This is a genomic window from Shewanella sp. DC2-4, assembly GCF_013248875.1.
Taxonomy (GTDB): Bacteria; Pseudomonadota; Gammaproteobacteria; order Enterobacterales; family Shewanellaceae; genus Shewanella; species Shewanella oncorhynchi.
Genome location: NZ_JABRVR010000002.1, coordinates 4,926,498 through 4,951,833 on the forward strand (window position 1 = coordinate 4,926,498; position 25,336 = coordinate 4,951,833).

At 43.1% G+C, this 25,336-nt stretch carries 22 protein-coding genes; 4 read left to right on the top strand and 18 right to left on the bottom strand.

Features of this window, described 5'->3' with window-relative positions; all coding sequences use genetic code 11:
* Positions 1 to 20: 20 nt before the first annotated feature.
* From HQQ92_RS22280 to mioC, 17 genes are all read right to left on the bottom strand, one after another.
* Positions 21 to 791: a DeoR/GlpR family DNA-binding transcription regulator gene (locus tag HQQ92_RS22280; protein ID WP_007652285.1), complete on the bottom strand. Its 771-nt coding sequence runs from the start codon at positions 789 to 791 to the stop codon at positions 21 to 23.
* Between the two features lie 202 nt (positions 792 to 993).
* A complete protein-coding gene (locus HQQ92_RS22285; protein WP_173248468.1) occupies positions 994 to 3,087 on the bottom strand; it encodes a TonB-dependent siderophore receptor in 2,094 nt (697 codons plus the stop codon).
* 276 nt (positions 3,088 to 3,363) lie between these two features.
* Positions 3,364 to 4,728 carry a bifunctional UDP-N-acetylglucosamine diphosphorylase/glucosamine-1-phosphate N-acetyltransferase GlmU gene (gene glmU / locus HQQ92_RS22290; RefSeq protein WP_173248470.1) on the bottom strand — a complete coding sequence of 455 codons (1,365 nt, stop codon included), beginning with the start codon at positions 4,726 to 4,728 and terminating at the stop codon, positions 3,364 to 3,366.
* A 198-nt stretch (positions 4,729 to 4,926) separates the two neighbouring features.
* Positions 4,927 to 5,355 carry a F0F1 ATP synthase subunit epsilon gene (locus tag HQQ92_RS22295; protein WP_105250790.1) on the bottom strand — a complete coding sequence of 143 codons (429 nt, stop codon included), beginning with the start codon at positions 5,353 to 5,355 and terminating at the stop codon, positions 4,927 to 4,929.
* Positions 5,356 to 5,391: 36 nt separating this feature from the next.
* On the bottom strand, positions 5,392 to 6,783 hold the full coding sequence (gene atpD, locus HQQ92_RS22300; RefSeq protein WP_105250791.1) for a F0F1 ATP synthase subunit beta: 1,392 nt from the start codon (positions 6,781 to 6,783) through the stop codon (positions 5,392 to 5,394).
* 35 nt (positions 6,784 to 6,818) lie between these two features.
* Complete coding sequence (gene atpG, locus HQQ92_RS22305; protein WP_006084762.1) at positions 6,819 to 7,679, bottom strand: F0F1 ATP synthase subunit gamma; 861 nt, start codon at positions 7,677 to 7,679, stop codon at positions 6,819 to 6,821.
* 50 nt (positions 7,680 to 7,729) lie between these two features.
* Complete coding sequence (gene atpA, locus HQQ92_RS22310; RefSeq protein ID WP_168827626.1) at positions 7,730 to 9,271, bottom strand: F0F1 ATP synthase subunit alpha; 1,542 nt, start codon at positions 9,269 to 9,271, stop codon at positions 7,730 to 7,732.
* Between the two features lie 14 nt (positions 9,272 to 9,285).
* Positions 9,286 to 9,819, bottom strand: a complete 534-nt coding sequence (gene atpH, locus HQQ92_RS22315; protein ID WP_006083842.1) for a F0F1 ATP synthase subunit delta — start codon at positions 9,817 to 9,819, stop codon at positions 9,286 to 9,288.
* A gap of 15 nt (positions 9,820 to 9,834) precedes the next feature.
* Positions 9,835 to 10,305: a F0F1 ATP synthase subunit B gene (gene atpF, locus HQQ92_RS22320; RefSeq protein ID WP_006083841.1), complete on the bottom strand. Its 471-nt coding sequence runs from the start codon at positions 10,303 to 10,305 to the stop codon at positions 9,835 to 9,837.
* 37 nt (positions 10,306 to 10,342) lie between these two features.
* Positions 10,343 to 10,594, bottom strand: coding sequence for a F0F1 ATP synthase subunit C (gene atpE / locus HQQ92_RS22325; protein ID WP_006083840.1), 252 nt, complete (start codon positions 10,592 to 10,594; stop codon positions 10,343 to 10,345).
* 64 nt (positions 10,595 to 10,658) lie between these two features.
* The gene (gene atpB, locus HQQ92_RS22330; protein ID WP_105250793.1) at positions 10,659 to 11,453 is read right to left on the bottom strand and encodes a F0F1 ATP synthase subunit A; all 795 of its coding nucleotides are present in this window, start codon (positions 11,451 to 11,453) and stop codon (positions 10,659 to 10,661) included.
* A 12-nt stretch (positions 11,454 to 11,465) separates the two neighbouring features.
* Entirely contained in the window at positions 11,466 to 11,849 is a 384-nt protein-coding gene (locus tag HQQ92_RS22335) for an ATP synthase subunit I (protein WP_105250794.1), read from the bottom strand.
* A 225-nt stretch (positions 11,850 to 12,074) separates the two neighbouring features.
* Positions 12,075 to 12,953, bottom strand: coding sequence for a ParB/RepB/Spo0J family partition protein (locus HQQ92_RS22340; RefSeq protein WP_105250795.1), 879 nt, complete (start codon positions 12,951 to 12,953; stop codon positions 12,075 to 12,077).
* A gap of 9 nt (positions 12,954 to 12,962) precedes the next feature.
* Complete coding sequence (locus tag HQQ92_RS22345; RefSeq protein ID WP_105250796.1) at positions 12,963 to 13,751, bottom strand: ParA family protein; 789 nt, start codon at positions 13,749 to 13,751, stop codon at positions 12,963 to 12,965.
* Between the two features lie 73 nt (positions 13,752 to 13,824).
* A complete protein-coding gene (gene rsmG / locus HQQ92_RS22350) occupies positions 13,825 to 14,445 on the bottom strand; it encodes a 16S rRNA (guanine(527)-N(7))-methyltransferase RsmG (RefSeq protein ID WP_173248472.1) in 621 nt (206 codons plus the stop codon).
* Between the two features lie 117 nt (positions 14,446 to 14,562).
* Complete coding sequence (mnmG, locus tag HQQ92_RS22355; RefSeq protein WP_113941417.1) at positions 14,563 to 16,452, bottom strand: tRNA uridine-5-carboxymethylaminomethyl(34) synthesis enzyme MnmG; 1,890 nt, start codon at positions 16,450 to 16,452, stop codon at positions 14,563 to 14,565.
* Between the two features lie 439 nt (positions 16,453 to 16,891).
* A complete protein-coding gene (mioC, locus tag HQQ92_RS22360) occupies positions 16,892 to 17,332 on the bottom strand; it encodes an FMN-binding protein MioC (protein WP_105250799.1) in 441 nt (146 codons plus the stop codon).
* A 250-nt stretch (positions 17,333 to 17,582) separates the two neighbouring features.
* On the opposite strand from mioC, the gene HQQ92_RS22365 reads away from it, so the two are divergent.
* Positions 17,583 to 19,136, top strand: coding sequence for an oligopeptide:H+ symporter (locus HQQ92_RS22365; protein ID WP_173248474.1), 1,554 nt, complete (start codon positions 17,583 to 17,585; stop codon positions 19,134 to 19,136).
* A 195-nt stretch (positions 19,137 to 19,331) separates the two neighbouring features.
* On the opposite strand, the gene HQQ92_RS22370 is transcribed toward HQQ92_RS22365, so the two are convergent.
* Positions 19,332 to 21,533 (bottom strand): AAA family ATPase, encoded by a 2,202-nt coding sequence (locus tag HQQ92_RS22370; RefSeq protein WP_173248476.1) that lies wholly within the window; start codon positions 21,531 to 21,533, stop codon positions 19,332 to 19,334.
* Positions 21,534 to 21,851: 318 nt separating this feature from the next.
* Between HQQ92_RS22370 and HQQ92_RS22375 the strand changes: the two genes are divergently transcribed.
* Genes HQQ92_RS22375 through HQQ92_RS22385 form a run of 3 tightly spaced genes read left to right on the top strand, consistent with a single transcriptional unit; the run spans position 21,852 to position 25,301 of the window.
* Entirely contained in the window at positions 21,852 to 22,439 is a 588-nt protein-coding gene (locus tag HQQ92_RS22375; protein ID WP_011791296.1) for a recombinase family protein, read from the top strand.
* The gene (locus HQQ92_RS22380; protein ID WP_001747920.1) at positions 22,436 to 24,265 is read left to right on the top strand and encodes a class I SAM-dependent DNA methyltransferase; all 1,830 of its coding nucleotides are present in this window, start codon (positions 22,436 to 22,438) and stop codon (positions 24,263 to 24,265) included. Before HQQ92_RS22375 ends, HQQ92_RS22380 begins: the two co-directional genes overlap by 4 nt.
* Positions 24,225 to 25,301: a BsuBI/PstI family type II restriction endonuclease gene (locus tag HQQ92_RS22385; protein ID WP_002015199.1), complete on the top strand. Its 1,077-nt coding sequence runs from the start codon at positions 24,225 to 24,227 to the stop codon at positions 25,299 to 25,301. The genes HQQ92_RS22380 and HQQ92_RS22385 overlap by 41 nt, the downstream gene beginning before the upstream one ends.
* Positions 25,302 to 25,336: the final 35 nt, after the last annotated feature.

The window sequence follows — 25,336 nt, forward strand, 5'->3', positions numbered from 1 at the left end:
AAGTTGTTAAGCTATTTTGTCTAATGAGCATAGGGCGCTAACATAACTCGCACGCCCTGATCTGAAATTTGTTTTAACGCACTCTCGTCGATACGTGAGTCGGTGACCAACACACTGACCTTGGCCCACGGTAACTCTAAGTTAGGGATCCGCTTGCCGATTTTGTCTGAATCCACCATAACGATTACCTCGCGGGAAACTTCTGCCATCACTTTGCTTAGGCCTGTTAACTCGTTAAAGGTGGTGGTCCCGCGTTCAAGATCGATACCATCGGCACCAATAAACAGTTGGTCGAAATTATATGAACGCAACACTTGCTCGGCGACTTGACCTTGAAAGGATTCAGAATGCGGGTCCCAAGTGCCACCGGTCATCAATAAGGTTGGCTCGTTTTCGAGTTCATGGATGGCATTTGCAAGGTGTAGCGCATTCGTCATGACCACCAGCCCACGCTTATCGTTCAGCTGTTCAATCAAGCCTGACGTCGTAGTGCCGCTATCGATAATGATGCGATTGTGATCTTTAATCAGCTGCGCGGCAGTTTTCGCAATAGAAAGTTTATTAGGCGCGATCTTGGCAGAGAACTGTTGAGTAACTTCGTCTGGAATCGCCACGGCGCCACCGTAACGGCGCAATAGCAGGCCAGTTTTCTCAAGCGCGGCGAGATCCTTACGAATCGTCACTTCTGAGGTTTCAAAACGTAACGACAGTTCATCAACGCTCACTTCACCCTGTTCGTTCAATATGGTGATTATGCTGTGGCGACGCTGCTGTGTGTTTCGTTTATTCATAAAACCTTTCAGTTAAGTTTCGATTCGAAAGGTGCATTATAGTGAAACGAAACTTTTTTGCTAGTCATACGAAACACACTTTTGCATGATCCAAGCAATTTTTTTATCTGTCTAGCCAGTCAACTTGGAAATTAGCCCATAAAAAAGCAGTTTATCCTTTAGGGATAAACTGCTTTAAATGGATTAAAAATCCTAATAAGTATTAGAACTTAGCTTCAACTGCAACACTGAAGTTACGGTCTTGGCCAATAGTGACCATATTGTACTGACCACCATCGATATAATCGGTATCGAAGAGGTTTCTCACGTTGGCGCGAAGGCTCACATCTTTGCCCATGATATCCATAGTGTAGGCTGCACCTATATCGAAACGCACATAACCATCTTTAGTAATAGTGTTATCGAGATCGGCAAAACGCTCACCCACATAGATAGCACCGAAGTTCATCGCAAAATTGTCAGTCACTTCGTAACGGGTCCAGATATTGGCCGACCACTCAGGGGCATCAATCGGAGTTTTACCTTCACGGGCATCTCCCGTTTGATACTCTGCATCTAAATACATCATGGAAGAAGTCACAAACCAGCTATCACCGATTTGACCCTGTGCTCCCATTTCAAAGCCACGATGTTTCTGTTCACCACCCTGAGTAGTGATATCGGTATAATCACCAATTGGTGTTGATAATTTCTCTGAAATTGTGATGTTTTCGAGCGTAATATCGAATACCGCTGCGGTTAATAACAGGCTATCGTCAAACAATTCCCACTTAGTACCCAGTTCATATTGAATACCGTATTCTGGCTTTAAATTCAGGCCATCGTTGACATCGAATTCGTTATTTACCGCGCCTTGTGGTGTAAAGCTTTTTGAATAGTTAACGTAAATATTGCCATTACTCATTGGCGAGTAGATCACACCAAACTTAGGCGATACGGCATAGCTATTTTCGCCATAACCATCTTTTTTCTGTTCGTCGTAACGCACGCCAGCAAGCAATTTCCATTGCTCATTAAGCGTCATTAAGTCCTGTAAATAAAAACCGTAATACTTGTATTCGCTTGGGGTACCTTTTTTGCCATTGTGGTAATCAAGATCTGGCTCAATTACCGTTTGCCCAGGAATAACGGTTTGAGTTGCCCCACGCTGAATTTGCTGCTGGTAGAAATAGTCTAAGTAGTTAGCACCAATAAGGAATTGGTGCTCCATGCCCGCTAAGGTAAATTCACCCGTAAAGTCCACGAAAGCGGTTTTATGCTGCCAATCGTCGTAACGATCGAATGGTTTGATGCTATACCCCTTAGTGAATGGGTCTTCCGTATATTGGGGAGCAGAATCAAAACGTTGACGATTAAATTGTTGATCGTTATAGCCGACTTTAACTTTCCAATCATCACTCATCTGCCAAGTTAGATCGGCACCTAAGTTAGAGACTGTGTTATCGGTAAAGGCCCAAGGTGCATCCCATACTGTTTTACGTTCACCGATAACATTACCTTGTTTATCTAACCACCCACCCGCATCAATGCCCGCTTTATCTTGGGTATGATCGTACTTAACCGATAACAGAACATCATCACTGACATCAAATTCTAAGTTTAAGTAGCCCAACCAACGGTCACGCTCTTGGTTCTCATCTGTGGTCGAATATTCACGCCAGTATTTAGTATCTTGCTTCACTAACACGCCGCGGTAACGAAGACTCTGAGCATCATTTAAACTGCCGCCCGCATCTAGCTGAGCACGGGTTGAACCGTAGCCATCCGTATCAAAACCAAGATCTAACATTGAATCATAGGTCGGTTTCTTAGTGACCATATTCACTAAACCACCAGGGCCAGATTGGCCGTACAACATGCTCGAAGGACCTTTCAATACTTCGACTTGCTGTAAAGTTTCAATTGGTTGTACGTAGTGAGACCATTGTTGATGGCCATTAATAAGATAACCGTTACCCGAATCAATCTCAAAACCGCGGATACTGAAGACTTGACGGTTCCAGCGCGTGGTTCCCGCCGTCACACTCGAATCATTAACTAATACTTCCGCTAGATTGGTTGCCAACTGTTCATCAGTCACAAAATCTGGGATCACATTAACTGACTGTGGAGTATCCATTAAGTTGATATCGCCACGCATGGCACCCGATGCACTACCGACTTTATAGTCATTAAAAGTACGGCCAGTCACATTGATGCGCTCAATATTTTTATCGCTCGCCACTTCTGCAATAACCGGCATAGCCATTAATGCCGAGCCTACAGCTAAACCTATAACTGAATATTTAAATACCATTGCCAACACCTCAAATAGACCTTTCGTCTTAGAATTGCAGGCAATATAAATGAGAAGTGTTTTTATTTTCTCTTCTTTACGAAAATTTACAATTGAGTGTGATAGTGATCAAATTAACTTAAAAACCAATAATTTGCACCTACCACAAAAACATGAAGCAAATCTTAATTATTAAGCGTTACTTAATAAAAAGGCTTTTTAGTGCAACACATTGAACACAATAAAGATAAAAGCGGCACATGGCCGCTTTTTTGACATTAAGTTGAGTTTTAAAACTTACTTTTTAATTTTCACTGGACGTTGCCAACCTGTGAGGTGTTTTTGTTTAACACGAGTGATCACTAACTCATTCTCACCCACATCACGGGTAATCGTTGAACCGGCCCCTAAAGTTGCCCCTTTACCTATGGTCACTGGAGCCACCAACTGAGTGTCAGAGCCGACAAAGACGTTATCTCCGATAACAGTAAGATGCTTATTCGCGCCATCATAGTTGCAGGTAATAGTACCAGCACCAATGTTGACGCCATCACCAATGATGGCATCGCCTAAATAGGCTAAGTGTCCAGCTTTGGATCCAACGCCAATCACCGCTTTTTTCACTTCAACAAAGTTGCCTATATGTGCATCTTGCTTAAGCTCTGCGCCGGGACGTAAACGTGCAAATGGGCCAGCACTGGCAGCAACGCCAAGCGTAGCACCTTCGATAATAGAGTAAGGCTTGATCTCAGCATCATCGGCAATCTCGCAATCAATTAAAATCGCGCCTGCGCCAATAGTGACATTATTACCCAAGGTCACTTTGCCTTCGAATATCACGTTGATATCGATCATCACATCCATACCAACAGTGACTTCACCACGGATATCGATACGGCTTGGGTCGCGAAGGTTCGCCCCCGCCAACATGAGCTTTTCGGCTTCACGAGCTTGGTAAGCACGTTCAAGTTGCGCTAATTGCACGCGATTATTGGCGCCTTCGACTTCAATGGCCGATTGTGGCTGAGCAGTATCAATGGCAACGCCATCAGCGTGCGCCATAGCAATAATATCCGTTAGATAATATTCGCCTTGAGCATTATTGTTCGATAAACGGCTCAACCAAGTTTTAAGTTGTTTACCCGGAACCGCCATGATGCCGGTGTTAATTTCGTTGATCAGCAACTGTTCTGCTGTCGCATCTTTTTGCTCAATAATTCCAATGACTTTTCCTTGCTCACGGACAATACGGCCATAACCCATAGGATTCGCTAAATTCACTGTTAAAATAGCAACGCCATTTTCAGGACGGGCGGCGAGTAAGGCTTCGAGAGTCGATGTTTGGATCAACGGCACATCGCCATAAAGAATAAGCACTGTATCGCTGTCGGCTATATGTGGGCTAGCCTGTGCAACCGCATGACCTGTGCCTAATTGCTCGGCTTGCAATACCCAGTTAAGTTGCTGCTCACCCAAACAGGCTTGTAGCTTGTCGGCGCCATAACCATAGACTAACTGAATAGAGTCACTGCCAACTTTATTAGCGGTATCGATGACATGTTGCACCATGCTCTTATGGGCGATGGGATGTAATACCTTAGGAAGATCAGAGCGCATCCGTGTTCCCTTGCCAGCCGCTAAGATCACTACATTTAATGCCATTACCATATCCTTGAACAAATACCCAAGAGGGTGAAAAATTACGGTCGATTTTGTGGCACAATTTTAACGGAAAGCACATCGAAAAGCGAAGTAGATAGCGATGCTAATCAATCAAAGACATGCAAGAATGCCAATCTATCCCATTTTTAGACACAAAAAAGGCGACCTTATGGTCGCCTTTTTTCACAAACAATAACCTTATCTGGCAATGTTTTTCTTGATGGTTTCAACAACACGTAATTGAGCCATAGCCTTAGCTAACTCAACCATAGCCGCGTCATAATTGAAGTCAGCGCCAGCAGTTGCCATATGGGCTTCTGCACGACGCTTAGCTTCTAATGCCGCTTGCTCATCAATATCTTTGGCACGCATAACCACATCAGCCAATACGGAGACAGAAGAAGGCTGCACTTCCAGAATACCACCTGAAAGGTAAAACACTTCTTCACTGCCGTCTTGCTTGACGATGCGCGCCATGCCAGGTTTGATATAACTAAGCAAAGGAGCGTGGCCATGCATTATGCCCAACTCACCTTCAGAACCAGTCACTTGCAGCGAAGCTACACGACCAGAGAAGATTTTGCTCTCTGCGCTTACAATATCAAGATGTACTGTCATGGCTGCCATCCCGTTCTCCTTAAAAAACTAAGTATGAATACTTAGTTATTTCTTTTTGTTCGCTTTCTCGATGACTTCATCGATTGAGCCAACCATGTAGAACGCTTGTTCTGGCAGGTGATCAAACTCACCGTTCAAAATACCCTTAAAGCCACGGATAGTGTCTTTCAGAGAAACGTACTTACCAGGAGATCCAGTAAAGACTTCTGCTACGAAGAAAGGCTGAGATAAGAAACGCTCAATCTTACGAGCACGGAATACGACAGTCTTGTCTTCATCAGACAATTCGTCCATACCCAGAATCGCAATAATGTCTTTCAGCTCTTTGTAACGTTGCAGTACAGTTTGCACGCCGTTAGCAACGTCATAATGCTCTTGGCCAACAACCAATGGATCTAATTGACGTGAAGTCGAATCCAATGGGTCAACCGCTGGGTAAATACCCAGAGAAGCAATTTGACGTGACAGTACAACAGTCGCATCTAAGTGAGCGAAGGTTGTTGCTGGTGACGGATCGGTCAAGTCATCCGCAGGTACGTATACCGCTTGTACAGAAGTAATAGAACCCGTCTTCGTTGAAGTGATACGCTCTTGCAGAACGCCCATCTCTTCAGCCAATGTTGGTTGATAACCTACCGCAGAAGGCATACGACCTAACAGTGCAGATACTTCAGTACCGGCTAAGGTATAACGATAGATGTTGTCAACGAACAACAGTACGTCACGACCTTCGTCACGGAACTTCTCTGCCATAGTCAGACCAGACAGTGCAACACGCAAACGGTTACCTGGAGGCTCGTTCATCTGACCATAAACCATGGCCACTTTGTCGAGAACGCCAGAATCTTTCATCTCGTAGTAGAAGTCGTTACCTTCACGAGTACGTTCACCTACACCGGCGAATACAGAAAGACCCGAGTGGGCTTTAGCGATATTGTTAATCAGTTCCATCATGTTAACTGTTTTACCAACACCCGCACCACCGAACAAACCGACTTTACCACCTTTAGCGAATGGACAAACAAGGTCGATAACCTTGATGCCAGTCTCTAACAGTTCAGTAGAGCTTGATTGATCTTCGTATGAAGGAGCTGTACGGTGAATGACATAACGCTCTTCTTCACCGATTGGACCCGCTTCATCAATAGGCTCGCCTAATACGTTCATGATACGGCCAAGAGTGGCGGTACCAACTGGAACAGTAATAGGTGAACCTGAGTTTACTACTTCAAGACCACGACGCAGACCGTCAGAAGAACCCATAGCGATGGTACGAACTACACCACCACCTAGCTGTTGCTGAACTTCCAGCACCAAACCATTACACGGGCCTTCACCTACGATTTTCAGAGCGTCATATACTTGAGGTACGGCATCTTGTGGGAACTCTACGTCCACAACCGCGCCAATCACTTGGACAACAGTACCTGTGCTCATGATTAATCCTCTAAAACTTGTATTCGTTACCTAACCTAAACCGCAGAGGCACCAGAAACAATTTCCGACAGTTCCTGCGTAATCGCAGCCTGACGGGCCTTGTTATAGACCAGTTGCAAGTCGTTGATAAGCTCACCCGCGTTGTCTGTTGCCGACTTCATTGCCACCATACGGGCAGCTTGTTCAGAGGCAATGTTTTCAACAACACCTTGGTAAACCTGAGATTCTACATAACGGACCAATAAAGTATCCAAAAGTGCTTTTGGATCTGGCTCGTAGATATAATCCCAACGATGAGCAGTTTCATCATCTTCTGATTTAGGCAAAGGTAGCAGCTGCTCGATCACAGGAGTCTGCGTCATAGTATTCACAAATTTGTTAAATACCACGTACAGACGATCCAGCTTGCCTTCGTTGTAAGCTTCTAGCATGACACCGACTGTCCCGATCAAGTCAGCGAGCTTTGGAGCATCGCCTAAACCTGAAGCGTGAGCAGACACTTGTCCACCGAAGTTTTTGAAAAACTGCACACTACGTGCACCGATAGGGCAAAATTCAAATTCTGCACCTTGGGCTTTCCAGCTTTTCACGTCTGCAATAACCTTTTTGAAAAGGTTAACGTTCAGACCACCACAAAGGCCACGGTCGGTTGCTACAACAATGTAACCAACCCGCTTAGCCTCTCTCACCTCCAAATAGGGGTGTTTATACTCGAGAGAACCTTGCGCGACGTGACCGATCACCTTACGCATGCTTTCCGCATATGGACGGCTCGCAGCCATGCGTTCCTGCGCTCTGCGCATTTTGCTGGCTGCCACCATTTCCATGGCGGACGTGATCTTCTGAGTGTTTTTCACACTCGCGATCTTGGTTTTAATCTCTTTAGCGCCGGCCATCTCTACTCTCCAATCTGGACCTGAGGTGTCTTAAGACACCTCTATCATTGTTACCAGGTTTGGGTTGCTACGAACTTGTCGAGGCCAGCTTTTAATTCAGCTTCGATATCAGCGCTATAATCGCCAGTATCATTGATAAGCTTCATTAAAGGAGCATGCTCGCTGTTCATGAACGAGAGCAGAGCGGCTTCGAAATTACCGACCTTATTCAGCTCAACACTCTTCAGGTAACCTTTTTCAGCTGAGAAAATAGACACAGCTTGAGCGGCTACGCTCATAGGAGCATATTGCTTTTGCTTCATCAGTTCGGTAACACGCACACCATGCTCAAGCTGAGCACGTGTTGCATCGTCAAGATCAGATGCAAATTGCGAGAACGCAGCAAGCTCACGATACTGTGCTAGTGCGGTACGAATACCACCAGACAGTTTCTTGATGATCTTAGTCTGAGCCGCACCACCAACACGAGAAACAGAAATACCTGGGTTAACCGCTGGACGTAGGCCAGAGTTAAACAGATCGGTCTCAAGGAAGATCTGACCATCGGTAATAGAAATTACGTTGGTCGGTACGAATGCAGAAACGTCACCCGCTTGCGTTTCAATAATCGGCAGCGCGGTTAAAGAACCAGTTTTGCCAGTTACTGCACCTTTAGTGAACTTTTCTACATAAATCGCGTTAACGCGTGATGCACGCTCTAATAAACGTGAGTGTAGATAGAATACGTCACCTGGGTAAGCTTCACGGCCTGGTGGACGCTTGAGCAGTAACGAAATTTGACGATAAGCAACTGCTTGCTTAGACAAATCATCGTATACGATCAAAGAATCTTCACCGCGGTCACGGAAGTATTCACCCATAGAACAACCAGAATATGGCGCTAAGTATTGTAGAGCAGCGGCTTCAGAAGCAGTTGCAACAACAACGATAGTGTTAGCTAAAGCACCGTGTTCTTCTAGCTTGCGTACTACGTTAGCGATAGTAGAAGCCTTTTGGCCAATCGCGACGTACACACATTTAATGCCAGAATTTTTCTGGTTGATAATTGCGTCGATCGCCATTGCTGTTTTACCAGTTTGACGGTCGCCAATGATCAATTCACGCTGGCCACGACCGATAGGGATCATGGCATCAACGGCTTTATAACCAGTTTGAACTGGTTGATCAACAGACTGACGTTCAATAACACCTGGTGCGATAACTTCAATTGGCGAGAAACCATCGTTATCGATAGGTCCTTTACCGTCAATTGGCTCACCTAGAGTGTTAACAACGCGGCCAAGAAGACCGCGGCCAACTGGAACTTCCAGAATACGGCCAGTCGTTTTCACTTTTACGCCTTCTGCTAAATCAGCATAAGGACCCATTACTACGGCACCGACAGAATCACGTTCAAGGTTCAACGCGATTGCAAAACGGTTACCAGGCAGTTCGATCATCTCACCTTGCATCACGTCGGCTAGGCCGTGGATGCGGATGATGCCGTCACTTACCGCAACGATAGTACCTTCGTTACGAGATTCGCTAACGACTTCGAACTGCTCGATCCGCTGCTTAATCAGATCGCTGATTTCAGTGGAATTCAGTTGCATGCTCAAACTCCCAATTACGACTGCAGCTTATCAGACAGACGCGATAACTTACCGCGGACCGAGCCATCGATGACTAGGTCTCCTGTCTTAATGATTACACCGGCGATGAGCGCGGCGTCAGTGCTACAATTCAGCTTAACTTTGCGTGCGAGACGTTTCTCTAAAGAAATACTAATCTGCTGTTGTTGTTCAGAGCTCAGCTCAGTTGCAGAAACCACATCGGCTTCTACTTCTTTTGCCCACTCATTACGGTATTCAGTAAATAACTGAGATACAGCAGGTAGCACCTTTAAGCGACCGTTTTCAGCCATTACCTTTATCAGGTTCTGACCTTGCACATTGACTTGCTCACCACACACACTAATAAAGAGTGCTGCGAGCTTAGTGCTGGCTAAAGAGCCAGCTAACAGTGGTTGCATGGTTTCGTTTTCACTCACCAATGCGGCAAACGTGAGCATTTCAGCCCAAGAATCCACTGCATCTTGTTCAATAGCAAAGTCAAAAGCTGCCTTTGCGTAAGGGCGAGCGATGGTGGTTAATTCAGCCATAACTCAACTCCCTTATCAAATTTCAGCGACTAGTTTATTAACTATGTCACTGTGGGCGGCTGGATCAATAGAACGCTCAAGGATCTTCTCAGCACCCATGATGGCAAGAGTAGCAACCTGCTTACGCAGATCCTCTTTGACGCGATTACGTTCAGCTTCAATTTCTGCTTTACCCTGAGCGATGATTTTAGCACGCTCAGCGTCTGCTTCGGTTTTGGCTTCTTCAACTATTTGAGCTTTACGCTTGTTAGCTTGCTCAATAATTTCATTAGCCGTTACCTTGGCTTCTTTTAGTTGGTCAGTCGCTTTCGCTTGTGCCAACTCCAGGTCTTTTACCGCACGATCAGCATCAGCTAGACCGTCAGCAATCCTTTTTTGGCGCTCTTCGATGGCATTCATCAAAGGGGGCCATACAAACTTCATGCAAAACCACACGAAGATGATAAAGGCGACCGTCTGACCGATTAGGGTAGCGTTGAAATTCACAACAGCCTCCTATTTAGAGTTAAGACAGAAGCGTTTTTTACAGCATTGCACCCAGTGGGTTGGTAAATAGCATAAATAATGCGATACCAACACCGATCATAGTTACGGCGTCAAGAAGACCCGCTACGATGAACATTTTAACTTGTAGCATAGGAGCCATTTCTGGTTGACGCGCAGCGCCTTCCAAGAACTTACCGCCTAATAAGCCGAAACCGATTGCAGTACCAAGAGCACCCATACCAATCAGCAGAGCAACAGCGATAGCTGTCATGCCTAAAATCGTTTCCATCTGTATCTCCAGTATCTAAATCTATATTAGTTGATGATTTAGTTTAAAATTTCTTCAGCAATCCTTAATGATCTTCATGCGCCATGCTTAAATAAACAATGGTCAACATCATGAAGATAAACGCCTGCAGCGTGATAACCAAAATGTGGAATATTAACCAGCCCAGTTGCAGAGTCACACCTAGGGTAGATAATAACAAGTTGGTACCATACATCAGCGCAATAAGGATGAAGATCAACTCACCTGCGTACAAGTTACCAAAGAGTCGCAATGCCAATGAAATTGGCTTAGCAATCAAAGTAACAGTCTCTAATAGGAGGTTGACGGGTATCATTGCCTTATGGTTAAAGGGCTGTAGTGTCAATTCTTTAACAAACCCAGACACACCTTTGACCTTAATGCTGTAAAAAATAATCAGCACGAACACACCAATAGCTAAGCTAAAAGTAATGTTAACGTCAGTCGTCGGAACCGCTTTTAGATAGGGAATACCCATTAAACTTGCTGCGTGAGGCAGCCAATCTACAGGGATCATATCCATGAAGTTCATCATGAATACCCATACAAAAATGGTCAGAGCTAAAGGCGCGATCAGAGCATTGCGGCCATGAAAACTTTCTTTCACGCTGTTATTTACGAACTCGACGATAATCTCAACAAAACATTGCAGTTTGCCAGGAACACCGGAAGTCGCTTTTTTACCAACGCTGCGGAAAATCCACAGGAACAGAACACCAAGACCAACCGAAAAGAACAACGAATCAATGTGCCATGTCCAAAAGCCTTCACCAACACTTAAGTTGGTAAGGTGATGTTGGATATAGCCCTGCGGTGTTAACGCTTCACCAGTTGCAGCCATGATTCATCCCACTTAACTTTGCTTGAAGTATAAAGGAGCTGTCCAATGCACGATTAGCGTCAGCACATAACAAACAAAAAGCGGCATAAAAGCGACCTTAAGATTGATAAACACAAACGAAAACATTGCGATGGTTAACAGCAACTTTACCGCTTCCCCCCAGTAAAAAGTCTTTATGACTTTTGCAGCTGAACTTGCTCCCGTGTGGGAGAAAGCGAGGGTTGCGAATACAAAATTAGGGAGCACAGCGATTGAACCACCTGCTAATGCAGAATAGCCAAACTGAACTCCCCACACGGCGAAAAAGAGAATTGAAGCACCCCCAGCGACCGCCGCCTGCATCATCACCAATTTATAGGCTGACCACCGGCCACGACGCGCTAAAACCTTACTCAATTCATCCTCTCCGCATTCATACTTTTTGTTTCGATGACCGGATGACAAATACCCGTATTTATGTCGATGCACAAAAAGCTTGCGAAAGTATACCTTTTCACGCCTTCATTGCAACTTTGAGATAAGGAAAAACAACACTTTTAACGTGATCTCGCGCCAAACGAGTTAAAATGTAAGATTAGCATCTGTCACAAATTTACATTAAAAACTGTTAATCTACAGACATTAATGAATTTTACTAAGAATTCCGTCTAATTCAGCCAGATTCTGATAGTTAATTACAATTTTACCCGTGCCCTTACTGCTATGAGCGATCGAAACCTTGGCACCTAATCTTTCAATTAACTGCTGCTCTAAACGACAAACATCTTGATCTTTAGTCGTAGTTTCGGCTTGTTTAGGCGGATTTAAGGTTTGATTAATTAATCGTTCAGTTTCGCGAACGGTTAATTCCTTAGCGGCCACTAATCTCGCAAGATTTGTTTGTTCTTCTCCCTCAATTGCCAACAAAGCGCGAGCATGACCCATATCAATGTCGCCATACTCAAGTAGACGCTTAACAGGCTCATTTAAGCCGTTTAAACGTAACAAGTTAGATACACTCGCTCTGGATTTTCCCACAACATCGGCAACCTGTTGGTGAGTCAGTTCAAACTCTTGCATTAAACGTTGCAATGCAATGGCTTCTTCCATGGCATTTAAGTCTTCACGCTGGATGTTTTCAATCAAAGCAATAGCAACAGCGGCTTCATCAGCTACTTGCTTTACAATGCAGGGGATTTTATTCAAGCCAGCAAGTTGCGCAGCACGCCAACGACGTTCACCCGCAATGATCTCATACATGTTATTCGTCACTTGTCTCACAACGATAGGCTGAATAATGCCTTGATTGCGGATAGAGTGTGCCAGTTCTTCCAACGCTTCGGGGGACATGTCTTTACGAGGTTGATACTTACCTGGCTGTAATAAGTCTAAATCGAGATGGATAAGCTCTTCTTTTTTATCGACAACATCAGCTTCGTCAGTGTGCTTTTTACTGGCGGCATGGCTGTTACTCAGTAGGGCATCTAACCCTTTGCCTAATCCTCTTTTTTTCAACGTCATGGTGATCCTTTACGCTTGCTTAGCCTGAGTTTGTTGTTCTGAACGACGGATCATTTCACCCGCAAGCGCTAGATACGCCTTAGCGCCAGCACTCGATTTATCGTAATACATAGCAGGCGCTCCAAAACTTGGTGCTTCTGCCAGCCTCACATTACGTGGGATAACGGTACGATAGACTTTGTCACCAAAATGTTGTTTTAGCTGATCGGACACATCATTAGACAAACGATTACGCGGATCATACATAGTACGTAAAATGCCTTCGATGCCAAGTCCAGGATTAACCATAGCAGCAAGCTTAGTGATGGTATCAATCAGCGCTGTTAAGCCTTCGAGGGCGTAATATTCACACTGCATAGGCACGAGTACAGAGTCGGCCGCAGACATAGCGTTTACGGTCAACATGTTCAATGAAGGAGGGCAGTCGATAAAGATATAATCATATTGATCTTTGATCGGTGCGAGTGCGTTACGCAAACGAATCTCACGGGCAAAAAACTCCATCAATTTGATTTCTGCCGCAGTGACATCGCCATTACTGGCGATCAGATCATACTTACCCGCAGTGTTTTTAATGACGATCTCGTCGAAGGATTTTTCTTCAACCAATAATTCATAGGCTGTATTAGCTACGTCATACTTATCGACACCGCTCCCCATGGTGGCATTACCTTGAGGATCGAGATCGATCAATAATACTTTACGTTTTGTTGCTGCTAACGAAGCGGCGAGGTTAACGCAAGTAGTTGTTTTTCCTACGCCACCTTTCTGGTTAGCCACGGCAATCACTTTACCCACAATATCACCCTGTATGTAAATGCTGGTTTATTGCCCTTGCTTATAAATGATTTATTTATCACTTTTAAGCCTGTTATTCTTTGATTATCTTCAATAAATGTCTTTTTTCATCGAGTTTAGGCACCTTAAGCTCGATAACTTCTTTCACCACAAATCCACTTGGAATATGTTGCATCTCTTCATCATTCAACTGGCCTTTGAGTGCATAAAACTGTCCGTGTTCAGCGGGGAGATGATGACACCAAGTCAGCATATCTTGGATTGAGGCAAATGCACGACTTAATACACCGTCGAATTTATCCTCCGGTTGATACGCTTCTACACGGCTTTCAACTGAGCTGATGTTATGTATGCCTAATTCAAAGGACACTTGTTTTTGAAAACGAATACGTTTACCTAAGCTATCCAATAACACAAATTGTTTATCGGGATTCATAATGGCTAATGGGATCCCAGGTAAACCCGGTCCAGTGCCTACATCGATAAAACGTTCACCTTGCAGGTGTTTTGAAACCACTAAACTGTCCATGATATGACGGATCAGCATAGCTTCGGGATCTCTCACCGATGTCAGGTTATAGGCTTTATTCCATTTGTTGAGCATGCCAACAAAATCAATTAGTTGTTTTTTCTGCTCGGCGGTGGCGGGCAAATTAATTTCGGCTAAATAAGCCTCTAACTGGGCAGATAACACTGAGCAACCTCAACAAAGATACGATTATGAACGCGAAGGCTATTATGAAGCCCGAAAACGATGAAGGGAAGCCTGAATGCTTCCCTTCTATGACCTAAGCAGCGATTAAGCTAGCTTTTACGCACTCTTACGTAATAAGCCACGCTTTTTGAGGTGAACTAACAAAATTGAAATAGCCGCAGGCGTAATACCAGAGATCCGTGACGCTTGGCCTATGGTTTCTGGTTTGTGGTTATTTAACTTAGCAATCACTTCGTTCGACAAGCCTGGTACTTCTTTGTAATCGAGCGTCAAAGGTAAACCTGTGTTCTCATTACGCACAGCTTTGTTGATCTCTTCCTGCTGACGTTGAATATAACCAGAATACTTAACTTGGATCTGAACTTGCTCAGCCGCCTGTGGATCTTCAAGCCCTGGACCAAAACCTTCGATCTGCATCAACTTACTGTAATCCATTTCTGGACGACGCAGTAATTCTTCAAATGATGCTTCGCGAGAGATCGGCGTATTCAAGTGTGGGTTTAACGCATGGATCAAAGGTGAATTTGGATGTACCCATTGAGCGCGCAAACGTTGTAACTCAAGTTCGATCGATTCTAACTTCTCACTAAATGCCGCCCAGCGAGTGTCGTCAACTAAACCTAATTCGCGACCTTTTGCCGTTAAGCGAATATCAGCGTTATCTTCACGAAGTAGCAAACGGTATTCGGCACGGCTAGTAAACATGCGGTACGGTTCTTTGGTACCTAGAGTTGATAAATCGTCAACTAGTACTCCAAGATATGCTTCGTCACGGCGTGGACACCAGGCTTCTTTGCCTTGTACTTGCAGTGAGGCATTCATGCCTGCTAACAAACCTTGAGCACCAGCTTCTTCATAACCTGTAGTGCCGTTTATTTGGCCTGCGAAGAATAAACCGTTGATCGCTTTGGTTTCTAATGAGTTTTTCAGATCTCTTGGATCGAAATAATCGTATTCGATCGCATAACCTGGACGCATGATTTCTGCGTTTTCCATGCCTTTGATCGAACGTACTAAATTCAACTGTACATCGAAAGGTAAGCTAGTAGAGATCCCATTAGGATAGATCTCATTGGTATTTAAACCTTCTGGTTCGATGAAGATCTGATGCGAAGATTTATCCGCAAAGCGGTGGATCTTGTCTTCAATCGATGGGCAATAACGTGGACCAATACCTTCGATGACGCCTGAATACATAGGGCTTCTGTCTAAACCACCACGAATAATTTCATGGGTTTTTTCATTGGTGTGAGTGATCCAGCAAGAAATCTGTTTTGGATGATGACTGACATCCCCCATAAATGACATGACAGGTAACGGAGAATCGCCTTTCTGTTCAGCCATTTGAGAAAAATCGATCGTGTTTGCATCGATGCGTGGCGGTGTACCTGTTTTTAAACGGCCGACTCGGATCGGTAATTCACGTAATCGATTTGCTAAAGCAATCGCTGGTGGATCGCCTGCACGGCCACCGCTGTAGTTTTCTAAGCCTATATGAATTTTGCCGCTTAAGAATGTACCTGTTGTTAATACAACAGCTGGAGATTCAAAAGCTAAACCCATTTGGGTAACTACACCAACTACTTGATGATTTTCAACAATTAAGTCATCTACGGCTTGTTGGAAAATACGTAAGTTAGGTTGGTTTTGTAATATATTTTGGATTTTTTGACGATACAGTGCACGGTCAGCTTGTGCACGTGTTGCTCGTACTGCTGGGCCTTTACTTGAATTTAAGGTTCTAAATTGGATCCCTGCATAATCGGTTGCGATTGCCATTGCACCACCTAAGGCGTCAATTTCTTTCACTAAATGGCCTTTGCCTATGCCACCGATCGCTGGATTACATGACATTTGTCCTAACGTATCGATATTGTGCGTTAGTAATAATGTTTTTGATCCCATTCTTGCTGCTGCCAACGCGGCTTCAGTTCCGGCATGACCACCACCAACAACAATAACATCAAACCGTTCATGAAAATGCATGCCACTACCTTCAATTGCTAAGAGACTCAGTACGAGCCGAGCATTTTAGCATTTGCTTCGTCTTAGGTGAATGATCATTTTACGCTGTTCGATCGAGATGATCCGGACTAATAGATCTTAAGATCTTTATATAGATCTTCTTATTATGTTTACTATTAGGATCGCGTTTTTCTGTGCATAACCCAAATTCATTATATAAATCATTAATTAGCGCGATCTTGATCCTGTGATCTGATCGCGATCTAATGTCATTAAACATGGGGATAGATCGCCTACTTATCCACAAGGCGGATCATTAAGCAGATCGGACTGTGAATAGTACAGAGGTTGATCAGATCTAAATAATAGCTTATCCACATGTTTATACTTTAAATAAGTAAATTGTGGATAAATAGGATCTAAACTGTACATAGATCGGGACCTTATCCAATAAGCGATCTTAAATGTCCTGTTGCCATTGTGCTAACCATGCAAGGGCTGGGTCTTCCGGCACAGGATCAAGCTGTACATCGATCTGGATCTTATCCACAAAGGCTTTTGCATCGCAGTCTTGAATGGCCGAAATTAATTTTTCTGGGCCTTGGCAAAAGGTATCGTAACTTGAGTCACCAATTGCACATAAGGCAAAGTTTACTTGGCTGAGATCCGGTTTTTGCTCGGTAATTTCGTTGAAAAAAGGCTGAATATTATCTGGAAGATCACCAGCTCCATGAGTTGATGACACGATAATCCACAGTGCATGGGTGTCTATTTCGCACAATGTTGGGGTTAAATGAACTTGAACTTGGTGTCCTTGCTCCGTTAATTGGGCCATCATTTCGTCGGCAACATACTCTGCACTGCCCAATGTTGTACCAACGATTACTTCAATCTTTGCCATTATGATTTCTCTGTGTGTTGTTGTTTTTAAAACTAATTTCAATTAAATAGATAGCTGAATGGCTATTATTATGTTCATCATAAAGGAAATGTGGATAGGACCACAGAAGCAATACGTGATTTTTGCAGTTTTTGCATCCTTTATATAAGGTTGGTTTCGCTTACATGTTACCTTTAGCTTCTTGATACATAATTAATATATTTAAAAAGTTAATTTCATTTAAAATCAAATAATTATAATAGGATAATCCATGACAACACCCGTAAATGCGCCCCAGTGGCCACGGCAAATTCCTTACATCATAGCCAGTGAAGCTTGTGAACGTTTTAGCTTTTACGGTATGCGGAATATTCTTACCCCATTCTTGATGACAGCACTTTTGTTGTCTATTCCAGAAGAACTGCGCGGAACTATGGCTAAGGATGTGTTCCATTCCTTTGTCATTGGAGTGTACTTTTTCCCGTTACTCGGTGGTTGGATTGCCGATCGTTTTTTCGGTAAATACAATACTATCTTATGGTTAAGTTTAATTTATTGTGTTGGTCATGCGTTTCTCGCTATTTTTGAACACAGTATTCAAGGGTTTTATACGGGATTATTTTTAATTGCGCTCGGATCGGGTGGGATTAAGCCCTTGGTTTCTTCCTTTATGGGTGATCAATTTGATCAAACCAATAAAACATTGGCGCAGAAAGCGTTTGATCTGTTTTATTTTACGATTAACTTTGGCTCCTTCTTCGCCTCGTTATCGATGCCATTACTATTGAAATATTATGGTGCTGCGGTCGCATTTGGGATCCCTGGTGTCTTGATGTTTATTGCAACTGTGTTCTTCTGGTTAGGCCGCAAACGCTATGTGCATATGCCACCCGAACCGAAAAATCCCCATGGTTTTTTACCCGTTATTCGTACCGCATTGCTCACTAAAATTGCTGGTCAAGCCAACATAGGTTTAGTGTTAGCTTTAGTTGGGATAATTTCTGCCGCGTATGCTTTAGTGAATATTCCAACCTTAGGTATCGTTGCTGGTTTGTGTTGTGCGTTAGTGCTTGTGATGGGATTTGTTGGCGCAGGGGCTTCATTGCAACTCGAACGGGCTAGGGGGATCCATCCGGATATCGCCGTTGATGGGGTGCGTTCAGTACTACGGATCTTAATCTTATTTGCGTTAGTGACTCCCTTTTGGTCTTTGTTCGATCAGAAAGCGTCCACTTGGATACTGCAAGCCAATGACATGTCTAAACCTGATTGGTTTGAACCCGCCATGATGCAAGCTTTAAACCCATTATTAGTTATGTTACTGATCCCATTTAATAACTTTGTGTTATATCCGGCGATTGAGCGCATGGGTATAAAGTTAACTGCTTTGCGTAAAATGGGGGCTGGGATTGCCATCACGGGCGTGAGCTGGATAGTCGTTGGTAGCATTCAATTGGTGATGGATGGCGGCTCGGTATTATCAATATTTTGGCAGATTGTGCCCTATGCTTTGCTCACCTTTGGTGAAGTATTAGTCTCTGCCACTGGGCTAGAGTTTGCCTACAGCCAAGCGCCTAAAGCCATGAAAGGCACTATCATGAGTTTTTGGACCCTATCAGTGACCGTAGGTAACTTATGGGTGTTACTGGCGAACGTCAGTGTGAAAAGTCCGGCTGTGACTGAGCAAATTGCCCAGACGGGGATCAGTATTACCGCATTTCAGATGTTTTTCTTTGCTGGTTTTGCCATCTTGGCGGCATTGATGTTTGCGCTTTATGCAAGATCCTATCAAATGCAAGATCATTACCGCCACGTCGAATCATGAGGATGGGTGGAAATATTCGGTTGTAGATAAAAAATCAGCCCATATTGTATGGGCTGATTTATCTGGAAATAATATTAAGGTTAGTTATTTTCCGATACAGAAAGTGAAATATAATTATAAAACAATAGTTTATGTTAATTGAGGAGTAAATGTGGATCAAGTTTTGTTAAGAGCCTGGGCTCACAGTACTCAGCCTTAAGCACCAGGGAACGTGAGCGATTTAACATCTCTGAATAGGGTAATTAGATGGTCCATGGCTAAATCAATTAGGGGCTCGTACATAAACGAATTAAGGTGAATATTTTCAGGTGTCATTAATGTAACCTGAGATAGCACCCTCTCTACTTGCTCAAAATCACCGTTGCCTGACTGTTCGTTCACAATTCTATTGAACAAGCGCCCGGTTTGTGAACCCTTGATGGGAGTTTTATTGTTCACATTATTCCACATAAACTCCTCTGCTTTTAGGCGTATAGCTATGGAAAGCGCTATTTTACGCTCTAAAGCTATTGTGTCTGTAGGAATTGGAGGTTTTGCTAAATCGTCAGCGGTTCTGTAAATGAGATCTAGGATCGGCTCATCTTTTTTGAAGTTTTGGCCAACATCTCTTTTTTGTACGACTTTGGCAATAATATTTTCTAAATCCTCTACTTTTAATGATCGTGTTTTATAATCAGGCTCATCATCATTGTCTTTAATATGAAGCATTGATGTTAACTTTTTGTAATCTGGTGAAAACCCATCTCGGTACTCGATAAGATTTCTTATAAAGGGTATCATTGAAATGAACATTTCAGCATTTGAATCGTAACTCTTTTTCCAGAGATCAAATGGGCTGGATACATCCTTATTTCCCCCTTTAAGAAGTGAAATTTTCCCCTCGCTCTTTTGAGCTATGAAAGAGTTATCCCATTGAGCTGTATCAAGGACTCGTCCTTGAACAGTCCTGTAAAAATCAAAGTTATGTGTCAGTATAATTAATCTGAACAGATCCTCTCCGGCCATCTCCCTCAGATACTCAACAATCGCATACTTATTTTTATAATCAAACGAATCTGCAATATCGTCAATAATGATTACTGACCTTTGACCTGATTTTAATCTTGCTTTGAACTCGAAAATCACATAAAGCAAGTACATAGCTCTCCGTTCACCTAGTGAGAGACAATCAAGAGAATCTAGTTGACCTCTGTCGAATCTCACCGGTTCACCATTTTCCCTTGGAAATGTGAATACCATGTTTGGTGCTGATGTTCCTAGAATTACATTTTTATGATCTTCAATATCGACTCCAAAGGGAACGTAAAAGCGCCTTTTAAAAACTTCTTTTGATTCGTGCCACAATGTGTTTTCTAAGCTTGCCTGCCTTTCTATTTCTGCAAGCTCTGATTTTTTGCTTTGGAATAAGCTAAGTAAGCCGTCAAATCCTGACGTGTCAGTCGCATAATAAGACGACCAGAGCAGTTTCTTAAGGTGTGCTAGGTCTCCTAAATACGCGGTTACTGATGGGCTACTCTCAATGATCTCTTGAAATGCTTTAACTGGTGCGACGCCAGAAATTATTTTATTTGATATGGTTTGTAGTTGACCGTCGCCAAGAATAGACTCACTTTCTTTTTTTAGCAGCTCATCGAGACTCTTCTGATCACATATAGGTTCATCATTCCCCTTCATCAAAAGTTTATGCTCAGCATTGAAGAAATTCTCTTTCTTAAGAGACTTCGAAACTGACGCGGCATTTATTGGGTTAAATTTACCCCTAGAAAATAAAGGAGATTTATCAATGAGTTCATTATAGCGAGTGCTGTATTCATCTATATTATCTCGAATAGATTTGTCATTTAGCAACTCAATAACTTTCGGGTCGAATATCTTTGAATATGGAATTTTTGAAAGTTCTGAGTTTCTTTGGTTAAAATTTTGGACGGCTTCAATCGCTTCAAAAATATTATCAACTTCGAAATCGTCAATTAATTGCTTCTCTACTTTGTCTTGGGGTACTTTTGATAACTTGTTCAATTCTTTTGAAAGTTGATTTCGTGCGCTTAATATTTCTTTATAAATGGAATCATAAGTGGCTTTTTGCTCGCTATTAACAAGCAATGTAGATAAATTGTCTGAGTCAAACTCTGCATCAAAGGGCTTAACTACCAATATCTCATCTGGCAGTATTTCTTGGTCATCGATCTTGATGCTCCATTCAGGCTCAAGATTATAGAGAACTTCCTTTGGCTTTCCGCCGTCCACACTAAGGCAATCAAATGTTTTAGCTAAAGAAGTTTTCATTACCCCATTAGGAGCATATATTAAGTGTGCGTTTGATTTTTCAAAGCTGAACGTCTCATTAAAATCCGATATACCAAAGCAATTTTTCAACTTAATAGATAGCTTTTCCATAACCCATTCCCCTGAGCCTACAATTCGCTTTGACGAATCCTCTTTCTATGTAATGAGCTGAGAGGATTACCTTAAATTTTTACTAATTTAATAACTTAGTCTGCCTTAACTAGGAGATTGCAGCAAGTACAGGAGAGTCTGCTTTCTGGCGACCAGCTTGATATGCAATATCTAAGAATTTGAAACTTATCAATTAATACTGTCTATGTCCATAAAACCACCGTTTATTGAACAGTTAGAACACTTACCTATGGATTGGTTTTTTAATCAATAATCTGTTAAAATACTCGTATAAAAAACTATGTAAATAAAACGTGCATGAATCAAAGAATCGGCTATGCCAGAGTATCAACTGATGACCAGAACCTGCATCTCCAGCGGGATGCGTTGGTTGCTGCCGGTTGTGAAATCATTTATGAGGACAAAGCCAGCGGTAAAAGTACTGCCCGGCCAGAACTAGATAACTGTCTAAAGGCTCTCAGGCCAGGTGATACGTTAGTTGTTTGGAGGCTCGATAGACTCGGTCGCAGCCTGGGTGATTTGGTTAAAGTCGTGACTAATTTGATTGATGAACGGGGAGTTGGATTCCTGAGCTTACAAGAGCAGATTGAAACCAATAGTGCTTCTGGAAAGTTGATTTTTCATGTATTTGCAGCTTTAGCTGAGTTTGAGCGTAATTTAATTAGTGAACGGACTAAAGCTGGACTTGATGCTGCTAGGGCTCGGGGACGTAAAGGTGGCAGAAAGCCGAAGCTCGCACCAAAGGATATTCGAGAGATTAAGGTATTACTAAAAGATCCAAGCATACCCGTTTCCGATGTAGCTAAACGATTTGGTGTATCTAGAACAACAATTTATAACAGTGTCGGGGTCATAAAACCTGACCGTGAGGGGGCAAGTATATGAACGCTTTCCACTTTCAGGATCTTTTAAGTGAGTCAGCAGAGCCTCTCGTTCGTTATGAGGCCTGCAAAGGTATGGCTCGTGGTTATGCTAACTCTGTCATAGATGACCAGTATCGACTTAAAATCGCCAGGTCTTATTGCGCAGCTTTAATAAAATCTTATTGGGACGAAATTAACGCTAGGCACAATAGCAAGCTTAAAATTTTTTCAATCCCAACTGATTCTGAATTGGCCGAAATTACTCTCGATGCAGAGGATGTTGCTAAAAATACCGGTAAAGTGATTGCACAATTCCCTGATATTGATGCGGGCTATCTTATCGGATCAATATATACAGCCATGTTGCCTACTGCTTATCGATCTGATTTAGGAGCTTATTACACTCCGCCACCTTTGGTATCTAGGCTTCTTGATTTGGCAGAAGAAGCAGGCGTTGATTTCAGTACCGCGTCGGTAATTGATCCTGCATGCGGCGGAGGTGCTTTCCTTGCGCCAGTCGCTATGCGAATGCTCCAACGTTCCAAACATGCTTCAAGTGAATGGAAGCTTGCGCAAATAGGCAAGAGGCTCAAGGGGGTTGAGATAGATCCATTTGCTGCCTGGATGACGCATGTCTTATTAGAGTGTGTATTAATAGAACATTGCATTATTGCCAGGAGGCGGCTTGCAAAAAGCGTTATCAGTATTTGTGACGCTCTAACGTACCAGTCACCTGTAGATTTTGATCTGGTAATAGGCAATCCTCCATACGGTAAAGTTTCTCTTGATACAGAAGTTAGAGAGAAGTTTAGTCGCTCACTGTTTGGTCATGCCAATTTATATGGTCTTTTCACCGACCTCGCTTTAAGACTCGCCAAGCCTGAAGGGGTAATAGCTTACTTAACACCTACATCATTTTTGGGTGGGCAATATTTCAAGGCATTACGTGAGCTGTTAATTGATGAATCTGCGCCACGAGCTTTTGATTTTATATCAAATAGAGAGGGTGTTTTTGACGATGTTTTACAAGAAACTCTTCTTGCAACATTCAAAAAGTCAGCAAGAAAAACACCGGCAAAGGTTTCATTGTTAGTACCGGAGGGGCTTAACGAAGCAAGAGTAGAGCCTATTGGAAAGGTATCAATTATTAAAGGTGATGGTCCGTGGCTAATCCCTAGAGTAGCTGAAGACGCTGCATTGTTAAATCGACTCAAGAAGATGAAGACCCGTCTCCCTGATCTGGGCTACGTTGTTTCGACAGGGAAACTTGTTTGGAATAGACATAAAAGCCAGTTACGTACTGAAAAAACAAAAGGGGCACTACCTCTTGTTTGGGCTGAATCGGTAACTTCAAATGGCTTTAAATTCTCTTCGGTGAAGAGAAACCATGTTCCTTATATTCAAATTGAAAAAAACCAGCGACATCTTGTAACTACTGATTCATGTGTTTTGGTGCAGCGAACCACATCTAAAGAACAAAATCGAAGAGTTCTCGGTGCTGTCATACCACAAGACTTTATTGATCGATATGGTGGTGTCGTTGTAGAAAATCATTTAAATATCGTATACGCAGATACACTTATACGGGAGTTGAGCGTAGAAACTATCAACGGATTACTTAATTCTCAGGTCTTTGACCGTATATACCGTTGCATAAGCGGTAGTGTAGCTGTTTCTGCTTATGAGCTTATGGCCGTGCCTTTACCGAGCTTGGACGATATGAAAAAGCTGGAGAAGATCATTGCAGCAGGTTCTGATAGACTCTCCATCGAGAAGTGTATCGCAGGATTGTATGGAGAGAGCAAACTTGAGCTGGCCACATGTACCAAGTCTGGAGGTGATTGCTGAACGCTTACCTCTAATATTCCCTGAAGGGACAGAAAATCGTAATTATGTCATCCGAGAAATGGCTGCAAGAACTCTCTATGTTATGTTCTACGCAGGAGCTGTCGAAGGTGCTGATCGTTGGATTCGGCCAAGCCAAGTAACCGACATGTCTGATGTTCAGGCTGCTCTCTTGACGGACGAGGAGCGTCAGTCTTGGGTTAAGCAGGCGCTATCTAGTAAGAAAGATAGGCCTGTTACGACCTGGTATGCTCCAAATTCTCGAGAACCTGTCAGAGATGAGACTATTCGATATGGGTTTATAGCCCTTGGTGCCGTTATTGAACGCACTGGTTTGCCTGTGACAACTCCTCTTCCTAAATACGCAATGTCAAAAGCATTTGCAGCTCTGTTCAATGTAGATTTAATTGGGGATGATTTAGAGGCTTTAATTCGTAGCTGGCAGAACTCTCACCTTAATGCTGCCGCTTTAAGTCGAATTCGATTACTTGGTGCGCATGCCACTGCCGCAGCATCAGATCAGATAACCGCGACATTACCTAATTCTGGGTTAGTAATGCTTGAGTCTGGTCCGTCAGGCGTAATAGGTAAGGCGGTGATCGAACAATTCGCTCGGAAGTTTTTAAAGACGCCAGCCGTATTATGGTTGTCTCAGTCAGGGGAAAAGGTTGGTATTGATCTTGCGAGTAGGTTAAAGCTCAAAATTGACCCTTCAAAAACGTTACCTGACGTTATTTTAGTTGATCTTGGGACCAAGACTGACGGTAGTGACATGTTATTTGTTTTTATTGAAATTGTTGCTTCAGATGGTCCAATTAACTCTATGCGTAAACAGAAGCTAACTGAGATAGCTATTGAAGCTGGCTTCTCTGCCCAGAATCTTGCTTTTGTAACTGCATTTCAAGATCGTTCAGCCGCTCCATTCAAAAAAGCAATGTCAGAACTCGCGTGGGGAACTTATGCGTGGTTTTGTTCTGAACCAGATAATTTAATTGAGCTAAGAGATGGCAGTTCTATAATCTTGTCAGAGCTTTTATAGGACATAATAATCATAAAGCTGGTTTGGTAAGCCAG